General features: G+C 72.6%; 17 protein-coding genes and 1 pseudogene. 10 read left to right on the top strand and 8 right to left on the bottom strand.

Annotation, left to right across the window (positions count from 1 at the left end; all coding sequences use genetic code 11):
* Positions 1 to 73: 73 nt before the first annotated feature.
* Positions 74 to 886, bottom strand: a complete 813-nt coding sequence (locus tag ACLQ24_RS15250; RefSeq protein WP_422738354.1) for an SGNH/GDSL hydrolase family protein — start codon at positions 884 to 886, stop codon at positions 74 to 76.
* A complete protein-coding gene (locus ACLQ24_RS15245; RefSeq protein ID WP_425892184.1) occupies positions 883 to 1,932 on the bottom strand; it encodes an SGNH/GDSL hydrolase family protein in 1,050 nt (349 codons plus the stop codon). Before ACLQ24_RS15245 ends, ACLQ24_RS15250 begins: the two co-directional genes overlap by 4 nt.
* 151 nt (positions 1,933 to 2,083) lie before the next feature.
* On the opposite strand from ACLQ24_RS15245, the pseudogene ACLQ24_RS15240 reads away from it, so the two are divergent.
* Positions 2,084 to 2,440: pseudogene (locus ACLQ24_RS15240) on the top strand (YkvA family protein).
* A gap of 72 nt (positions 2,441 to 2,512) precedes the next feature.
* Positions 2,513 to 3,883, top strand: a complete 1,371-nt coding sequence (locus ACLQ24_RS15235; protein ID WP_425892182.1) for a cystathionine beta-synthase — start codon at positions 2,513 to 2,515, stop codon at positions 3,881 to 3,883.
* Positions 3,884 to 4,094: 211 nt separating this feature from the next.
* On the opposite strand, the gene ACLQ24_RS15230 is transcribed toward ACLQ24_RS15235, so the two are convergent.
* The 4 genes from ACLQ24_RS15230 to ACLQ24_RS15215 all read right to left on the bottom strand — a co-directional run bounded on the left by ACLQ24_RS15230 (position 4,095) and on the right by ACLQ24_RS15215 (position 7,017).
* Complete coding sequence (locus ACLQ24_RS15230; RefSeq protein WP_425892180.1) at positions 4,095 to 4,604, bottom strand: GNAT family N-acetyltransferase; 510 nt, start codon at positions 4,602 to 4,604, stop codon at positions 4,095 to 4,097.
* A complete protein-coding gene (locus tag ACLQ24_RS15225) occupies positions 4,601 to 5,530 on the bottom strand; it encodes a ribonuclease Z (RefSeq protein ID WP_425892179.1) in 930 nt (309 codons plus the stop codon). Before ACLQ24_RS15225 ends, ACLQ24_RS15230 begins: the two co-directional genes overlap by 4 nt.
* A gap of 369 nt (positions 5,531 to 5,899) precedes the next feature.
* Positions 5,900 to 6,562, bottom strand: a complete 663-nt coding sequence (gene msrA, locus ACLQ24_RS15220) for a peptide-methionine (S)-S-oxide reductase MsrA (RefSeq protein ID WP_425892178.1) — start codon at positions 6,560 to 6,562, stop codon at positions 5,900 to 5,902.
* 74 nt (positions 6,563 to 6,636) lie between these two features.
* Complete coding sequence (locus ACLQ24_RS15215) at positions 6,637 to 7,017, bottom strand: HIT family protein (RefSeq protein WP_425892190.1); 381 nt, start codon at positions 7,015 to 7,017, stop codon at positions 6,637 to 6,639.
* Here ACLQ24_RS15215 and ACLQ24_RS15210 point away from each other — a divergent pair.
* From ACLQ24_RS15210 to ilvA, 5 genes are all read left to right on the top strand, one after another.
* Positions 6,968 to 7,129 carry a hypothetical protein gene (locus ACLQ24_RS15210; protein ID WP_425892176.1) on the top strand — a complete coding sequence of 54 codons (162 nt, stop codon included), beginning with the start codon at positions 6,968 to 6,970 and terminating at the stop codon, positions 7,127 to 7,129. The two genes, ACLQ24_RS15215 and ACLQ24_RS15210, sit on opposite strands and share 50 nt — an antisense overlap.
* Positions 7,130 to 7,242: 113 nt before the next feature.
* The gene (locus ACLQ24_RS15205; protein WP_425892174.1) at positions 7,243 to 8,385 is read left to right on the top strand and encodes a cystathionine gamma-synthase; all 1,143 of its coding nucleotides are present in this window, start codon (positions 7,243 to 7,245) and stop codon (positions 8,383 to 8,385) included.
* 30 nt (positions 8,386 to 8,415) lie between these two features.
* The gene (locus ACLQ24_RS15200; RefSeq protein ID WP_425892188.1) at positions 8,416 to 9,807 is read left to right on the top strand and encodes an amidase; all 1,392 of its coding nucleotides are present in this window, start codon (positions 8,416 to 8,418) and stop codon (positions 9,805 to 9,807) included.
* Positions 9,808 to 9,854: 47 nt separating this feature from the next.
* Positions 9,855 to 10,805: a DUF4328 domain-containing protein gene (locus ACLQ24_RS15195; RefSeq protein WP_425892172.1), complete on the top strand. Its 951-nt coding sequence runs from the start codon at positions 9,855 to 9,857 to the stop codon at positions 10,803 to 10,805.
* Positions 10,802 to 12,022, top strand: coding sequence for a threonine ammonia-lyase (gene ilvA / locus ACLQ24_RS15190; RefSeq protein ID WP_425892170.1), 1,221 nt, complete (start codon positions 10,802 to 10,804; stop codon positions 12,020 to 12,022). Before ACLQ24_RS15195 ends, ilvA begins: the two co-directional genes overlap by 4 nt.
* A gap of 94 nt (positions 12,023 to 12,116) precedes the next feature.
* On the opposite strand, the gene greA is transcribed toward ilvA, so the two are convergent.
* Positions 12,117 to 12,614 carry a transcription elongation factor GreA gene (gene greA / locus ACLQ24_RS15185; RefSeq protein WP_425892168.1) on the bottom strand — a complete coding sequence of 166 codons (498 nt, stop codon included), beginning with the start codon at positions 12,612 to 12,614 and terminating at the stop codon, positions 12,117 to 12,119.
* A 167-nt stretch (positions 12,615 to 12,781) separates the two neighbouring features.
* On the bottom strand, positions 12,782 to 13,222 hold the full coding sequence (locus ACLQ24_RS15180) for a DUF4307 domain-containing protein (protein WP_425892167.1): 441 nt from the start codon (positions 13,220 to 13,222) through the stop codon (positions 12,782 to 12,784).
* 199 nt (positions 13,223 to 13,421) lie between these two features.
* Here ACLQ24_RS15180 and mca point away from each other — a divergent pair, with 199 nt between their 5' ends.
* The 3 genes from mca to ACLQ24_RS15165 all read left to right on the top strand — a co-directional run bounded on the left by mca (position 13,422) and on the right by ACLQ24_RS15165 (position 17,354).
* Positions 13,422 to 14,303 carry a mycothiol conjugate amidase Mca gene (gene mca, locus ACLQ24_RS15175; RefSeq protein WP_425892166.1) on the top strand — a complete coding sequence of 294 codons (882 nt, stop codon included), beginning with the start codon at positions 13,422 to 13,424 and terminating at the stop codon, positions 14,301 to 14,303.
* A gap of 47 nt (positions 14,304 to 14,350) precedes the next feature.
* The gene (locus ACLQ24_RS15170; protein WP_425892165.1) at positions 14,351 to 14,644 is read left to right on the top strand and encodes a hypothetical protein; all 294 of its coding nucleotides are present in this window, start codon (positions 14,351 to 14,353) and stop codon (positions 14,642 to 14,644) included.
* A 229-nt stretch (positions 14,645 to 14,873) separates the two neighbouring features.
* Entirely contained in the window at positions 14,874 to 17,354 is a 2,481-nt protein-coding gene (locus ACLQ24_RS15165; RefSeq protein ID WP_425892186.1) for a putative bifunctional diguanylate cyclase/phosphodiesterase, read from the top strand.
* Positions 17,355 to 17,362: the final 8 nt, after the last annotated feature.

Here is a 17,362-nt window from a genome sequence, read left to right as displayed (position 1 = left end):
AACTGGCACACCAACCAGCCAGTCCTACGGTCCCTGACCGCATACGACCACTGACCCCCTTGGAATAGATCGTCTAGCGCCGGGAGGCGACTGCGGCGGCGGCCACGACGGCCGGTAGCAGGGCGTGCGCCCACACGCGGTAGCCGTCGGCCGACGGGTGGAACCCGTCGTGGCACAGCGTGCCCGCGTCGGCCCGGAACACCGGCCCGGTCTCGGTGGCCAGGTCGACCACCGTCCCGCCCGCCTCCAGCACCGCCGTGGTCTGCGCGCGGGCCATCCTCCGGCCGGACCAGCCGACGAGTTGACGCAGCGGCGGCGCGATGGCGCGTACGGCCCCGAGGTCGGGGCAGGTGCCCACCACCACCTCGACGCGCGCCTCCCGCAGCCGGTGCACCGCCGCGCCGAGGTACGCGGACGCGTCGCCGGGCCGGCGCAGCCCGGTGGCGTCGTTCGCGCCGATCAGGATCAGCGCCACGTCGGGCCGCTCGCCGAGCAGGGCCCGGGCGACCTGGGTGGCCAGGTCCGTCGAGCGGGACCCCGACACGCCGACGCTGGACAGGTGCACCCGGCGGCCGGACGGCCCCTCGGCGAGGAGGTTGGCCAACTGCCCACCGATGGTGTCGTCGAGGCGGTCGACGCCCACACCCAGCGCCGACGAGTCACCGAGCAGCACCAGGCGCAGCGGTGCGGCGTCGGCCCGGCCGATCGTGGCGCGCAGCGCCAGCCCCAGCTCCGGCTGGGCGTAGCGCCGGTGCCGCGCGACGAACGCCTCACCGGCCAGGACGGCGGCACCGCCCACCGTGCCGGCGAGCAGCGAGAGCGCCGCCGCCCGACCCAGCCGACCGGGGAGGCCGGCGGTCACGTCCCGCTCGCTGCGCTCGTTCATGCCAGTCCCTCCACTGTCGAGGTGTCCGCGGGGCCTGGCTGCGGCACCGCGTGCACACCGAAGAACGCCTGGCGGCGCAGCTGCGCCCACCGGCCGGCCGGACCCCGGTCGCGGCCCCGGACCTGGGTGCCGCTGACCTCGGTGCCGGCATGCCGGGCCGCCTCCTGCGCGGCCTCTGGCAGCGACCGTACGCCCTCGCCCCGCGCCGGTGTGACCCGTCGTTCCTGCCCCGCGCCGAGTGCGGACAACATCGTCGGCAGCAGGGCGGCGGCGGCCATCGCGTACCCCTCGGCGGAGGGATGGAACCGGTCCCAGGCGAACATCCGGTGCGGTTCGGCGACGAACCGTGGGCCGAGCAGGTCGCCGAGGGACACCGTCCAGCCGCCCGCCTCGACCACGGCCACCGTCTGGGCGGCGGCGAGCTGGCGACTCCACCGGTGCGCCAGCCAGCGCAGCGGTGGCTGGATGGGCCGGATCGCGCCGAGGTCGGGGCAGGTGCCGACGACCACCTCGCAGCCGGCGTCGCGCAGCGAGTGGACCGCCTCGACCAGGTAGCGCACGGCCAGGCCGCGCGGGGTGCGGTTGGTGATGTCGTTGCCGCCGATCAGGATCACCGCGATGTCCGGAGCGCATTCGAGCGCCGCCTCCACCTGGTGACGCAGGGCCGCGGAGATGGCGCCGACCACCGCGAATCGGCGCAGCAGCACCGGCCGGTGCAGCCGCCGGGACAGGCCGGTGGCGAGCAGCGCTCCCGGTGTCTCCCGGCGGCGGTGCACCCCGTAGCCGGCCGCCGACGAGTCACCGAGCACGACCATGGTGAGCGCGGGGCCGGGGAACTTCGCGCCGTACATCCCGTCGCAGCGCGGTGGCGGCGCCTCGGCCATGGGAATGGTGCGCCGGGCCTGGCGGGCCTGGCCGAGCAGCATCCCGCCGGTCGCCACCGCGGCCGCCGCGGCGGCGCCCGTCCCGATGGCCGCCAGCCGGGCGATCCGCCAGGCCTGCTGCCAGCGCGGACCAACGGGTACGACAGAACCAGCCACCCCCATACGGCGACATTATCGCGCCGGTCCGACACACCGCTGTCGTCGTCACGGCTCACGGGTGCCTGGAAACCGACGCGACGGGGTACTTGTTCCATCCGAGGCCGGCCGACTTGCGCCGACCCGCCACGCTGATCCGGCGGAGAGGAGCGCGACGATGGGGAAGACACTGAAGCGCAGCGCGGCGTTCGCGGCCCTGGCAAGGGCACTGACGGCGGGGGCACGCGGCGGGCCCTCGCTGGGCACCCGACTGGCGGCGCTGCCCCGGATGATCCGTGCCACCGCCTAGGGGGATTACGACGGTGGCCTCCGGCTGGCCCTGATGACGGCGGCCACGGCGTACATCGTCTCGCCCATCGACCTGTTGCCGGAGATCCCACTGGCGATCTTCGGGCTGGCCGACGACGCCGTCATGGTCACCTGGCTGGCGGGCAGCGTGCTCGCCGAGACCGACCGCTTCCTCGAGTGGGAGGCCCGGCGCAGCTCGGTCATCCCCGGGGGTCTGGTGCCCTGACGGCACGTACGCTGGTCGGCGAGGATACGTCTGCCCGGCCGCCGTCGCCGGCGCCGCAACGAAGGGCACACCGTGCAGTACTACGACAACGTCGTCGACATGATCGGCAACACCCCGCTGGTACGCCTGCGCAACGTCACCGAGGGCATCCAGGCCACCGTGCTCGCCAAGGTCGAGTACGTCAACCCGGGTGGCTCGGTCAAGGACCGCATCGCCCTGCGGATGGTCGAGGACGCCGAGGTCGCCGGCCTGCTCAAGCCCGGCGGGACCATCGTCGAGCCGACCAGCGGCAACACCGGCGTGGGGCTGGCCCTGGTGGCCCAGCTCAAGGGCTACCGGTGCGTCTTCGTCTGCCCCGACAAGGTCAGCCAGGACAAGCAGGACGTGCTGCGGGCGTACGGCGCCGAGGTGGTGGTCTGCCCGACCGCTGTCGCCCCCGAGGACCCGCGCTCGTACTACAACGTCTCGGACCGGCTGACCCGCGAGATCCCCGGCGCGTGGAAGCCCAACCAGTACAGCAACCCGGCGAACCCGCGCTCGCACTACGAGACGACCGGCCCCGAGCTGTGGAAGCAGACCGAGGGCGGGCTCACCCACTTCGTGACGGGCGTCGGCACCGGCGGCACGATCTCCGGCATCGGCCGCTACCTCAAGGAGGCGTCCGAGGGCCGGGTGAAGATCATCGGGGCCGACCCGGAGGGTTCGGTCTACTCCGGCGGCACCGGCCGGCCGTACCTGGTCGAGGGCGTCGGCGAGGACTTCTGGCCGGAGACGTACGACCGCAGTGTCGCCGACGAGATCGTCGAGGTGTCCGACAAGGCGTCCTTCGAGATGACCCGGCGGCTGGCCCGCGAGGAGGGGCTGCTGGTCGGCGGGTCCTGCGGGATGGCCGTGGTGGCCGCCCTGGAGGTCGCGCGCAAGGCCGGCCCGGACGACGTCGTGGTGGTCCTGCTGCCCGACGGTGGGCGGGGCTACCTCTCGAAGATCTTCAACGACTCGTGGATGGCCCGGTACGGCTTCCTCGACAACTCGGGCGCCGAGCCGACGGTGGCCGACGCGCTGGCCAGCAAGCCGGGCGGGCTGCCAGAGCTGGTGCACGTGCACCCGACCGAGACGGTCCGCGACGCGATCGACTACATGCGCGAGTACGGCGTCTCGCAGTTGCCGGTGCTCAAGGCCGAGCCGCCGGTCGTGACCGGTGAGGTCGCCGGCTCGATCGCCGAACGGGACCTGCTCGACGCACTGTTCACCGGGCAGGCCCACCTGCACGACACCATCGAGCGGCACATGGGCGACCCGTTGCCGATGATCGGCGGCGGCCAGCCGGTCAGCGAGGCCGTGGGCCTGCTGGAGAAGTCCGACGCCGCCCTGGTCCTGGTCGACGGCAAGCCCAAGGGCGTCCTGACCCGCCAGGACCTCCTGTCCCACCTCGGCGCCCACTAGCTGCTTCCGCGCCACCGGGTGCCCATCCTGCGGGCGGGCACCGCACCACCCTGCTCCCGTCCTTTGCTCTGCTTCAACCCAGGCAACAGAGGTGCCTGGTCACTGTTGCCTGCGTTGAAGCAGAGCAAAGGGCCCGGGTGGGGTGGGGTGGGTGGGTGGGGGCTGCCGTCGCGCCGTGCTCGGGGTGGTCGGTCTGCTACCTCGGGCGTGTTCAGAGGGGGCGGGTGTAGCGGAGTTGGGGCGCCAGAGCGCTGCCCATGTGCTCCTCGCGTTCCGTGCCCGTCGGGGTCCAGCCGCCGCGCTCGTAGAAGGCACGGGCGTGGGCGTTCTCCCGCAGCACCCAGAGCACCGCGCGACTCCAGCCGCGGTCGCGCATGGCGTCGAGCACGTCCACCATCAAGGCGCGACCGACGCCCCGCCCCTGCTCTGCCGGGTCGAGGTGGATCGCGTTGAGTAGCCCGGTCGTCGGGTCGTCCTCGTCGTCCGGGCCCAGGTAGCTGAAGCCCACCAGCGCGCCGACGCGTTCCGCCACGATCAGCCGGTGGTCGTCGCGCTCCCAACGCCACCGCTCGGCCCAGTACCGCCCCATCGCCTCCCCGGTCGGCTCGGCCAGCGCCTCGGCCGGCAGGAACGACGAGTACGCGGCGACCCGGGAACGCTGGTGCAGGGCACCGACCCCCATCAGGTCGTGATCGGTGGCGGGGCGGAGCGTGACGGTCACCCGGCCGAGGCTACCCGGCGCGGCGGGACCTGCACGGTGGTCAGATCCTCGGCGACGACCAGATCGCCGTCGAAGTGCGCGCGGGCCTCGTCGAAGAACCGGCGCGGGTCGGGGTAGCGCTGCGAGAAGTGCGTCAGCACCAGCGTGCGTACCCCCGATTCGGTCGCCACCCGCGCGGCCTGCGCCGCCGTCAGGTGGCCGACCTCGGCGGCCAACGCGGCCTCCGACTCCAGGAACGTCGACTCGATGACCAGCAGGTCGGCGTGCTCGGCCAGGGCGTACACGCCGTCGCAGAGGCCGGTGTCCATCACGAAGGCGAACCGCTGCCCCGGCCGGGGCACGCTCACCTCGTCCCGCGTGACGCGACGCCCGTCGAGGTCCAGGTGCCCGACGCGGATCAGCTCCCCGACGGCCGGACCGACGATGCCGTACGCGGCCAGCTTCTCCGGCAGCATCCGGCAGCCGTCCGGCTCGACCAGCCGATAGCCGTACGTCTCGATGGGGTGTCGCAGCCGGCGGGCCTCCAGCGTGCCGCAGCTCAGGGCGATCCGTTGGCCGTCGGTCTCGATCGGGGTGACCGCCAGCTCGGCGGTCTCGTAGAAGGAGGTGGCGTGCCGCAGCCGGGCGAAGTACTCGGCGCCGCCGGCCGGGAAGTGCACGGCGACCGGGCGCGTCACCCGGTCCAGGGAGAGTCGCTGGATGGTGCCGGGCAGGCCGAGGCAGTGGTCGCCGTGGAAGTGCGTCACGCAGATCCGGGTCAGGTCGGTGGCGGTGACGGTGGTGTGCAGGAGTTGGCGCTGACTGCCCTCGCCCGGGTCGAAGAGGATCACCTCGTCGTCCCAGCGCAGCACGTAACCGTTGTGGTTGCGCTGCCGGGTGGGGGTCTGGCTGGCCGTCCCGAGAATCACCAGCTCGCGCATCGACACGCTGATCTCCCGCAGATATGAAGCGACCCCCGGGGTGCTCCACGCTGTCGCGTGGGCCGGCTGGACTATGCCGGCACCCCGGGGGTCGGGTGGCTGTCGTGGATTCGCCGCACCGCTGCCACACGGTCTCGACGGTCGTACTGGTTGTCCGCCTCGCGGCGGACGGTTCACTGTCGAGGACAGCGGCTAGCGGACAGCCACCTCACGAGTCCGATTGCTATACAAGTCTGGACCACCTCCTTTCACGTGTACTGCCACGCTATCGAGTACCTGACGGGCTCGGCAACGGATTTCGATCACACGCTCAGACGGGAATGCCCGGCCGCCGTGTCGGCGGCCGGGCATCGCGCTCCAGCAGGTGGGCGTCGGTCAGCCAGCGGTACGGGCCACGCCGACCGGGCAGCTCAGCCCGTTCGGGCCGTGGTTGCAGTACCCGTTCGGGTTCTTGGTCGGTGCCAGGTACTGCTGGTGGTAGTCCTCGGCGAAGAAGTAGCTGCCGAGCGGGGCGATCTCGGTGGTGATCTCACCCTTGCCGGCCCGGGTGACGATCGGCTGGAAGGCGTCCCGGGACGACTCCGCGATGGCCCGCTGCTCGTCGGTGGTCGTGTAGATCGCCGACCGGTACTGGGTGCCCACGTCGTTGCCCTGGCGCATGCCCTGGGTCGGGTCGTGGTTCTCCCAGAAGACCTTCAGCAGGTCCTCGTACGTGATCTTGCTTGGGTCGTACACCACCTGGACGACCTCGGTGTGCCCGGTCCGGCCGGAACACGTCTCCTCGTACGTCGGGTTGGTGGTGAAGCCGCCCGCGTAGCCGGCGGAGGTCGTGTACACGCCGGGCAGCGTCCAGAACAGCCGCTCGGCGCCCCAGAAACAGCCCATGCCGAAGACGGCGACCTGAAGGCCCTCCGGGAACGGGCCCTTCAGCGGGGTGCCCAGCACCTCGTGGCGGTCGGCGACCGGCATCGCGATCGGCCGGCCCGGCAGGGCCTGCTCGGGCGAAATCATCTCGGCGTTCATACGGCGCAGGAACACGGTGGGACTCCTCTCATGCCTCTCCCCGCGTGCAACACCGGTGAGCCGTGCTTCCTTACCCGCGCCGGTGTGACTCAGGCCCCACTGCCGAGGGAGGCCGAGATCCGGTCGGCGTAGGTCTGTGCCTCGGCGTCGTCCGTGTACCGGGTACGCGGCCAGAAGAAGCCACGCAGCCCGTCCCCCTTGGTGCGGGGGACCACGTGGGTGTGCAGGTGCGGGACGGACTGGGACACCCTGGTGTTCATCGCCACGAACGTCCCACCGGCGCCCAGAGCGGCCTCCACCGCCACCGCCAGTCGCTGGACCAGCGCGAAGTAGCCGGGCAGCAGGTCGGCGGGCAGTTCGGCCAGGGTCACCAGGTGCGTCCGGGGCACCACCAGCACGTGCCCCGCGAAGACCGGGCGGGTGTCCAGGAACGCCACCCCGTCCGGCTTCGAGCTGGGCGACGAGCTCAGCCCGGGCGCGCTGGCCTGGGCGCCGAACGGCGCCCGGCTCTACGCGGTCTCCCACGACTGGACCGGAACCCGCCCGGTCACCCTGCATGTCCTGCCCGTCCCGGCCGCCTGAGGGCCGTTCCCGGCACTGAGCCGGAGCGCGGGGGCCGGGCCGGACGGTCCGGCCCCCGCCCGGAGCACGGGTTCCGTGTCGGGTCGCCGGGACGGGGCACTAGCCTCACCAGAATGAGTCACGGCTTTGAGACGCTCGCCATTCACGCCGGTCAGGATCCTGAGGCACGGACCGGCGCGGTGATCCCGCCGATCTACCAGACCAGCACGTACGCCCAGGACGCCGTCGGTGCGCCCCGGCTCGGCTACGAGTACAGCCGCTCCGGCAACCCGACCCGCGACGCCCTCCAGGAGTGCCTGGCCGCGCTGGAGGGCGGGCCGTTGGGTCTCGCCTTCGCCAGTGGCCTCGCCGCGGAGGACACCCTGCTGCGGGCGGTCTGCCAGCCGGGCGACCACGTGATCATCCCGGATGACGCGTACGGCGGCACCTACCGACTCTTCGCCCGGGTGGCCCAGCGCTGGGGCCTGGAGTTCACGCCGGCCAAGGTCTCCGACGCGGCTGCGGTCCGGGCCGCCGTGCAGCCCGGCCGGACGAAGATCATCTGGGTGGAGACGCCGACCAACCCGCTGCTCGGCATCGCCGACATCGCGGTCCTGGCCGCTGTGGCGCACGACGCCGGTGCGCTGCTGGTGGTCGACAACACCTTCGCCTCGCCGTACCTCCAGCAGCCGATCGCCTTCGGCGCGGACGTGGTGGTGCACTCCACCACCAAGTACATCGGCGGCCACTCCGACGTGGTCGGCGGCGCGCTCGTCGTCGCCGACGCCGCGCTCGGCGAGGAACTGCGGTACCACCAGAACGCGATGGGCGCGATCAACGGCCCGTTCGACGCCTGGCTCACCCTGCGCGGCATCAAGACCCTCGGGGTGCGCATGGACCGGCACTGCGACAACGCCGAGCGCCTCGCCGCGTACCTCGACGGGCACGCCAAGGTGTCCCAGGTGATCTACCCCGGGCTGCCCTCGCACCCCGGTCACGAGGTGGCGGCCAAGCAGATGCGCCGGTTCGGCGGCATGATCTCGTTCCGGGCGGCCGGCGGCGAGGACCACGCCGTGGAGATCTGCAACCGGGCCAAGCTCTTCGTGCTCGCCGAGTCGCTGGGCGGTGTCGAGTCGCTGATCGAACACCCGGGTCGGATGACACACGCAAGTGCTGCCGGCTCGCCGCTTGAAGTTCCCGGGGATCTCGTGCGACTGTCTGTCGGCATCGAGACGGTCGACGACCTGCTCGCCGATCTGGAGCAGGCGCTGGGCTGACCGCTGGGGAGGACGGCCGTGCAGGACATCATGGCGACCTGGGTCGGGACGACCGCCAAGCAGATCGCCCGGGGCGTACGCCGGGGTGACGTCTCGGCCACCCAGGTCGTCGCCGACCACCTCGAGTACATCGCCTCGGCCGACCGCGAACTGGCCGCGTTCCGCGCCGTTCGCGGCGGCGAGGCGATCACCGAGGCGGAGAAGGTCGACGAGCAGGAGGACCTGGCCAACCTCCCCCTGGCCGGGGTGCCGGTGGCGGTCAAGGAGAACACCCCGGTCGCCGGACTGCCGACCTGGAACGGGTCGGCCGCCGTACGGACCGACGTCGCGGAGGCCGATCACGAGGTGGTCCGCCGGCTGCGCGGCGCCGGCGCCGTGATCCTCGGTGTCACCCGGATGCCCGAGTTGGGGCTGTGGGCAGTCACCGACGACGAGAGCGCGGTGACCCGCAACCCGTGGGACAACACGCGTACCCCCGGGGGCTCCTCGGGCGGTGCGGCCGCCGCCGTCGCCGCCGGCCTGGTCCCGATCGCGCACGGAAACGACGGGCTCGGCTCGATCCGGATTCCGGCGGCCTGCTGCGGCCTGGTCGGCCTCAAACCCGGCCGGGGTGTGGTGCCCTGTCAGCTCGGCGCGGACGACTGGTTCGGCCTCACCGAGCATGGGATGCTCACCAGCACGGTCGCCGACGCCGCTGTCGGTTTCTCGGTGCTCGCCGGCCGACGCCCGGAGAAACTGGTTCCGCCGCAGCGGCTGCGGGTGGGCGTCTCGCTGCGCTCGCCGGTGCGCGGAGTCTCGCCGGACACGCCCAACCGGGACGCGGTGGCCGCCGCCGGCCGGCTGCTCGCCGCCGCCGGCCACGACACCGTGCCGGCCGATCCGGTCTACCCCACGGCCCTTGGCCTACAGGGCCTCGCCACCTGGTTCGCCGCGGCCGCCGCCGACGTCCGGGCCGCCGGGCTGGACCGGCGCGGCCTGCAACGCCGTACCCGGCGGCACGTGGCGCTGGGCGAGTGGGCGCAGCGCCGCGGCTACGTCCGGGAGGCCGACCGGGCCGCGTGGCGACAGCGGTCGGTCGACTTCTTCACCGACCACTCGGTCGACCTGCTGCTCACGCCCGCCCTGGCGAGCGCGCCGCCGGAGGCTGGCCGCTGGTCCGAGCGGTCCTGGCGCGCGAACCTGTCGGCCAACATCAGGTACGCCCCGTACGCCGCGCCCTGGAACGTCGCCGGCCTGCCGGCGATCGTCGTGCCGGTGGGACGCCGCCCGGACGGCCTGCCGGTCGCCGTGCAGATCGTCGGCCCGCCCGGCTCGGAGCTGCTGCTGCTCGGCGTGGCCGGTCAGTTCGAGATGGCCGCCCCGTGGTCGCGCCACGCCCCCGGTTATCCCCTCGTCGGCACGGGGCCGCGGGCCAGCGCATGATCGTCTAGCCTGTGCGCGCATTGTCGCGCAAACCACGGGGGACACCAATGCGCTGCCAGACCTGCGGAGACGCCACGTCCCCCGAGCACAACGAATGTCCGCGCTGCTACACGCCGCTCGGCCAGCCGGCGGTCACGCCGGGGCTGGCGACCTACCGGGTACGGGGGATCGGCCTGGCGGCCAGCGTCGCCGTCGGCGCGACCGCAGTGCTCTACCTGGTGGTGGCGCTGTCCCCGCTCCTCGGGATGGTGCTGGCCCGGCGGGCCATGGCCGACGACGACCCGGACCTGCTCCTCGGTCCGGTGATCATCACGGTGGTGGTGGCGCTGGCCATGGCGGTGGTCTACCTCACCGCCGCCGTCCTGGTGATCATCTGGACGTGGCGGGCGCGCAAGAACACCGACGCCTTTCCCGGCGCTCTGCCCACACTCGGAGCGGGCTGGGCGATCGCCGGCTGGTTGGTACCGTTCGCGAACTTCGTGGTGCCGGCCCGGGTCGTGGCGGGCGTGGCGCGGGACAGCCTCTGGCGACGGTTCACGCCCACCCTGGTGAGCGTCTGGTGGTGCTCCTGGTTGGTGTTCAGCATCGGCGAGCGGCTGAGTAGCCGCCTCGAGGACAAGGCGTACGCGAAGCTGCCGGAGACCCCGTTCAACGACGCCGGCTACCAGGCGTACGTCGACCACTACCGGGACTCCCTGCTCCGCAACACGCTGCCCGCGCTGGGCTGCGTGGTCGCGGCGGTGACGCTGATCCTGCTGATCCACCGGATCTCCGCAGCACAGGAGGCCCGGATCGCCCACGCCGCGCCGGCGTGGTCGACCGCGCCGGTCTGGCCAGCGCAAACATGGCCGCCGGCACCGCCGGTCGTGTCGGCTCCGCCGGTCGTGTCGGCCCCGGCCCCGGTGGGGGCCCCGGAGGCGTCGGGGGCCGCGGTCGCGTCGCGTACCCCGGTGTCGCCGCCGAGGGCGGCGGGGTCGGGTGGCACGATCGGGGCATGACGGAACTGGTCGGCCTCGACGACGTACGGGCTGCGCGGAAACTGCTCGCCGACGTCGTCCGGACCACCCCGCTGGAGCCCTTCCGACCGCTGAGCGCGGCACTGGGCGGGCCGGTCTGGCTCAAGTGCGAGAACGTGCAGCGCGCCGGCTCGTACAAGGTGCGTGGCGCGTACGTGCGGATTTCGCGGCTGTCGGCGGCGGAGCGCGAGCGCGGCGTGGTCGCGGCGAGCGCCGGGAACCACGCGCAGGGCGTGGCTCTCGCCGCCGGGCTGGTCGGCACGCACGCGACGGTCTTCATGCCGGTCAACGCGCCGCTGCCGAAGGTCGCCGCTACCAAGGGGTACGGCGCGCAGGTCGAGCTGGCCGGTAACACGGTCGACGAGTCGCTGGTGGCCGCGCAGACGTACGCCGAGCGGACCGGCGCGGTGCTCATCCACCCGTTCGACCACCCGCACGTGATCGCCGGGCAGGGCACGGTGGCCCTGGAGATCCTCGACCAGTGTCCGGACGTGCGGACGATCATCACGGGGGTGGGCGGCGGTGGCCTGATCTCGGGCATGGCGGTGGCCGCCAAGGCGCTGCGCCCGGACGTACGCATCGTCGGTGTGCAGGCCGCGGGCGCGGCGGCCTTCCCGCCCTCACTGGTGGCCGGGGAGCCGGTCCGGCTGCCCGCGTTCTCCACCATCGCGGACGGCATCGCGGTCGGGCGGCCGGGGGAGATCACCTTCAACCATGTCCGCAAGCTGGTCGACGAGATCGTCACGGTCTCCGAGGAGGACATCTCGCGGGCCCTGCTGATGCTGCTGGAGCGCGGCAAGCAGGTCGTCGAGCCGGCCGGGGCGGTCGGCGTGGCCGCGCTGCTGGCCGGCGCGGTGGAGGTGGAGACGCCAGTGGTCGCGGTGCTCTCCGGCGGCAACATCGACCCACTGCTGATGCTGCGGGTGATCGAGCACGGTCTGGCCGCCGCTGGCCGCTACCTGCGCGTGACCGTCCGCTGCTCGGACCGGCCCGGGCAGCTCGCCTCACTGCTGAGCCAGATCGCCGAGCACCGGGCCAACGTGGTGGACGTGGAGCACCAGCGGGCCAACCCGCACCTCGGCCTCGGCGAGGTGGAGGTGGCGCTGTCGGTGGAGACCCGTGGGGTGGAGCACTCCGACACGCTGATCAGCGCGCTGCGCGCCAGTGGCTACCAGGTGGTCTTCGCCGCCGAGGCGTGACAGGTGGTGTCACGCCCCGGCGGCGGTACGCCGTAGGTGGTGCGCAGCAGTGCGTGGCGTTCAGTCGTGCGTGGCGTTCAGTCGTGCGTGGCGTTCAGCCGGAGAACGGCTCGAAGCTGACCACGGTCACCTTGATGTCGGCGCCGCTCGGCGCCGTGTAGGTGCAGGTCTGGCCGGCGCGGCCACCCAGGATCGCCTTGCCCAGGGCCGACTCGGGGCTGTAGACGGTCAGGTCGGTGGTGGCGGCGATCTCCCGCGAGCCGAGCAGGAAGGTCTCGGTGTCATCGGTGTCGTCGTCGAAGTAGATCGTCACGACCATGCCGGGCGACACCGCGTCGGCCGTCGGCGCCTCGCCGACCTTGGCGGTGCGCAGCAGCTCCTGCAGGTAGCGGATGCGACCCTCGGCCTTGCCCTGCTCCTCACGGGCGGCGTGGTAGCCGCCGTTCTCGCGCAGGTCGCCCTCCTCGCGGCGAGCGTTGATCTCCGCCGCGATCGTCGGCCGGTTGGCGATGTGCTCGTCGAGCTCTGCCTGGAGGCGGTCGTACGCGTCCTGGGACAGCCAGGTGGCGGGCGCCTCGTTGCCAGTGGACACAGGCGTTCTCCTCGGTTGTGCGTGGCTGGCTGACAGGTGAACTACCAAGTTACCAGTGCGGTACGACACAGCGTGTCGGCGATCACCGGCGGTGTCCGCATCCGACCCTCGCGGTCGACACCGCGCGACGGTCGTCCGCCGCCGCTGCGGGGTGACGTATTCGCAGCTCAGGTGGGAGGCCGGCAGTGCAGCACCTCGCCGATGAACGGTCGGGCGCTGGTGCCCAGCCGGTGCCGGGCGCTGACGTGCCGGTCGCCGGGAGCGGCGGTCACCGTGACCTCGTCGCGGGCCACCTCGACCCCGGCGCGATCCCGGGCGCGCAGGACACAGACCGCCGACCCGCCCTCCGGCACCCGCACCCGGAAGTCGACCACCACCTGGCTGTCCGTGATGTCGGTGTACGTGATCACCTGGGCGTCGTAGACCGGGTCGCCGTACTGACGGTAGAGCCGCAGCGAGATCAGGCTCAGCCCCACCACCAGCACCAGGAGCACCAGGGCGGCCAGCAGCGTACGACGACGGGCGCCGCCGGGCGCACGGCGGCGGCCGTAGCGCCCGGCCGGGAAAACCGGCGCGCCCGGTGAAATTGTGGCGTGCGTCTCGGTCACCGGCGGGTATCTCCTGGCGTTGTTGTCGGCGGCATCGGCAAGAATGGCAGGAGTCCATCCTCCCAGCCCGGCCGAGAGCCAGGAATGGCAGGTCGGGTCCCGCAGGTGCCGACCGGCGGCGGGGCGAGGGGGTACCGGCAGGTCAGCCGGTCGAGCCCGGTCGGGTCCACCGGCCGGCACAGACGAGGAGCGCCGAAAGTTGGCAGAGCAGCTGCGTCTCATGGCCGTCCACGCGCACCCGGACGACGAGTCGAGCAAGGGTGCGGCGACCATGGCGAAGTACGTCGCCCAGGGGGTGGACGTGCTGGTGGTGACGTGCACCGGCGGTGAGCGCGGCAGTGTGCTCAACCCGAAGCTCGACCGGCCCGACGTGTGGGCCAACATCGCGGACATCCGGCGCGCCGAGATGGACGCCGCGCGGGCGATCCTCGGCGTCGACCAGGCCTGGCTCGGGTTCGTCGACTCCGGCCTGCCCGAGGGCGACCCGCTGCCGCCGCTTCCCGAGGGCTGCTTCGCCCTCCAGGACGTCGAGGTCGCCGCCGGTCCTCTGGTGCGGTTGATGCGGGAGTTCCGTCCGCACGTGGTGACCACGTACGACGAGGAGGGTGGCTACCCGCACCCCGACCACATCATGTGCCACAAGGTGAGCGTGGCCGCGTTCGAGGCCGCCGGCGACCCGGAGCGCTACCCCGAGCTGGGCGCACCCTGGCAGCCGCTGAAGCTCTACTACGACATCGGCTTCTCCAAGGCCAAGATCATGGCCCTGCACGAGGCGGTGCTCGCCACCGGCGCCGAGTCGCCGTACGAGGAGTGGCTCAAGCGCTGGGACGAGCGTCCGGACAAGGGCCCCCGGATCACCACCCGCGTCGACTGCGCCGAATACTTCCCGGTTCGGGACGACGCGCTGCGCGCCCACGCCACCCAGGTCGACCCGGACGGCTTCTGGTTCCACGTGCCCATGGAGATGCAGCAGCGGGCCTGGCCGACGGAGGATTTCGAGTTGGCGCGCACCATGGTGGAGAGCCCGCTGCCCGAGTCCGACCTCTTCGCCGGAGTGCGGGAGACGGCGCACGCACGCTGATCCCGGCCGGGCTACCCTGGTAGGCAATCGCACATCGGAGGAACACCATGCTCACCGCTGCCCAGGTGCTCGCGGAGAACAACTTCGGGGACACCCGCACGGGTGGTCTGGCCGGGCCGATGGGCCTCCTCCTCATCCTGCTGCTGGCCGCCGCGACGATCCTGCTGATCCGCAACATGAATGCCCGACTGCGGCGTCTGCCCGACCGGTTTCCGCAGCCGGGGCGGCCGGTCGATTCGGCCAGGGCCGACGCTTCAGTCGTCGATCCGACAGACGGGACCGGCGCGCATGATTCATCCACGCCCGCTCCCAATGGGCACCAGCAGCAGCGGAACGGGTAGTCCCCGCATGATTCACGCCGAACCCGGTGGTGGACCCCTGTTGCGACCACCCGGTTTGGCTTAGCCTTCCGCCGGGGGACCAAAAGTCCCCGAGCCGTGCGCGGGAGGGGGCGTCGATGACCAGCACAGCACCGGCCGCCCGCCGTACCGTCGGTCGATCGGCTGACGGGGGAGGTCGATGACCTCCGGCCCGGCCGGCGACCCGTTCGACCGGCTCGGGGTGCACGGCATGCCTGCCCGGCTGCGCGTGCTGACCGTCGCGGTCACGGTGACCGCGCTGGTCGCCGCCGTGGTCGGGTTGACCCTTCCGTCCGGCCTGCCGGCCGATGACCCGCTGGGCGGTCCGGCCCGCTTCGGTATCGCCGTCGGCGTCCTGGCCGTGGCCCAACTCGCGCGGCTCCGGTTCCGCAGCGCGGCCGGCATGGTCAGCATCACCTGGGGTGAGGCGGCCCTGATCGTCTGCCTCTACCTCGCCCCGGCCGGCTGGCTGCCGTCGGCCACGCTTCTCGGCGCCGGGCTGGCCTGGACAGGGCTGTCGCTGCACAGTGACCGCCGCCCGCCGCTGGAGATCGTCCGGATCGCCGCGTCGCTGGCCGCCGCGTCGGCGCTGGCCGTGACCGTGACCACCGCCCTGGGGCATCCCCTGCTCACCCCGCCGAACCCGATGCTGGCGCTGGCCGTGGTCGCCGGGTCGGTGACGTACCTGATGGTGACGGCCTGGCTCGGTGGGGTCACCCTGAGCCTGCGGCACGGGCTGCCGATCGGGCCGCCGCTGCTGGCGGCGCTGCGAGGCAAGCTGCTGATGTTCGTCGGCAACGTGGCGGTCGGCCTCATCGTGATCGCGCTGCTGGAGCTGGACCCGCGCTGGTTGCTGCTGCTCCCACCGCTGCTCTGGCTGCTGCAACAGACCTACCGCTACCGCCTGCGAGCGGACCAGGAACGCCGGACGTGGCGCGCCTTCGCCGAGGCAACCGCGGCCCTCAACCAGCTCGACGAGCGCGGCGTGGCCAGCGCGGCGGTGACTGGCGCGCTGACGCTGTTCAACGCCGAGCTGGTCGATGTCGACGTGGCCCGGCCCGACGGCAGGTGGCGTCGCTACCGGGGGGACGCCGGGGGGCAGCTGCTCGACCGGGAGGTCGGCCCGCCCGAGCGCTCCGAGCCCGACGAGTACGAGCTGATCCGTCCTTTGTCGGTGGGCGCCGCGCCGGTGGGTCTGCTACGGGTCCGGTTCCCCCGCTCGGCCCCGCCCACGACCCGGGAACGCGACGCGGTGGCCGCGTTCGGCGACGCGCTCGCCGCCGCCCTGCACGACGCGGCGACCCACCGTGAGCTGCGAATGGTCACCGCCCGATCGTCGTACGAGGCGGTGCACGACCCGCTCACCGGGCTGGCGAACCGCGCGGCGATGCTCGGCAAGGGCGACCAGTCGCTGCGGCAGCTCGCACACGACCACCCGGTGGCGCTGCTGCTGCTGGACATCAACCAGTTCAAGGAAGTCAACGACACCCTCGGGCACGCGGCCGGCGACCAGTTACTGCGGCTGACCGCCAACCGCCTCAGCGCGCTGACCCGCCCCGGTGACCTGCTCGGCCGGCTCGGAGGCGACGAGTTCGCGCTGCTGCTCACCTCGGTCCCCGTGCTCGGTGACCGGGCCGCGCCGATGGCACACGCGCTGCGTCAGGCCCGCGAGATCGCCGAGCGGCTGGCCGCGCCGACCGAGGTGGCCGGGGTACGGATGTCCATCGAGGTCTCCGTCGGCGTGGTCGTCGCCGACGCCGGCACCGCCGACCTGACCGAGCTGCTGCGCCGCGCGGACATCGCGATGTACCAGGCCAAGGAGGGCGGCGGCAGCGTCGCCGCGTACGACAGTGCCCGGGACGCGGCCAGCACCGACCAGCTGGCCCTGCTGGCGGAGCTGCGCGAGGCGTTGAAGGTCGACGACCAGTTGGTGCTGGCGTTGCAGCCGGCGGTCGACCTGGCCACCGGCGCGCCCACCGGGGTGGAGGCGCTGATCCGCTGGCAACACCCCCGGCGGGGCTGGCTGAACCCGGCCGACTTCATCCGCCCGGTGGAGAACAGCGAGCAGCTCGGCACGTTCACCCGGTACGTGCTCGACAAGGCGCTCGGCGTGGCCGCGAGCTGGGCCCGCGAGGGGCTGGACGTCCCGATCTCGGTCAACCTGTCCGCGCGTAGCCTGCTCGATCCTCGCCTGCCGGTGGAGATCGCCGATGCGCTGCGCCGACACCAGGTGCCACCCCACCGGCTGGTCCTGGAGATCACCGAGACGGTGGTGATGAGCGAGCTGGAGATCATCGACGAGGTGCTCGCCACGCTCCGGTCGATGGGCGTGCAGCTCGCGGTGGACGACTTCGGCACCGGCTTCTCCTCGTTGACCTTCCTCACCCGGATCGCGGTGGACGAGTTGAAGGTGGACCGCTCCTTCGTCATCCGGATGGCCGACTCGCCGGAGGCCGCGGCGATCGTCCGGACCACCGTCGGGCTCGCCCACGAGTTGGGGCTGCGGGTGGTCGCGGAGGGCGTGGAGACGGCCGAGCAGCGGCTGGCCCTGGCCGAGCTGGGCTGCACGTCCGCGCAGGGCTACCACTTCTTCAAGCCCATGCCGGCGGACAAGATCGGCGCGGTGCTGGGTTCGCTGCGCGACTCGGCCGACTCGAATGTGTTCCGCCTGCGCGCCGACGGCGCATCCTAACCACCCCG

The sequence above is a fragment of the Micromonospora sp. DT4 genome (assembly GCF_049841675.1).
Taxonomy (GTDB): Bacteria; Actinomycetota; Actinomycetes; order Mycobacteriales; family Micromonosporaceae; genus Micromonospora.
The sequence above is the reverse complement of the archived record's forward strand: the minus strand, read 5'-3'. Positions and strand labels throughout refer to the sequence as shown.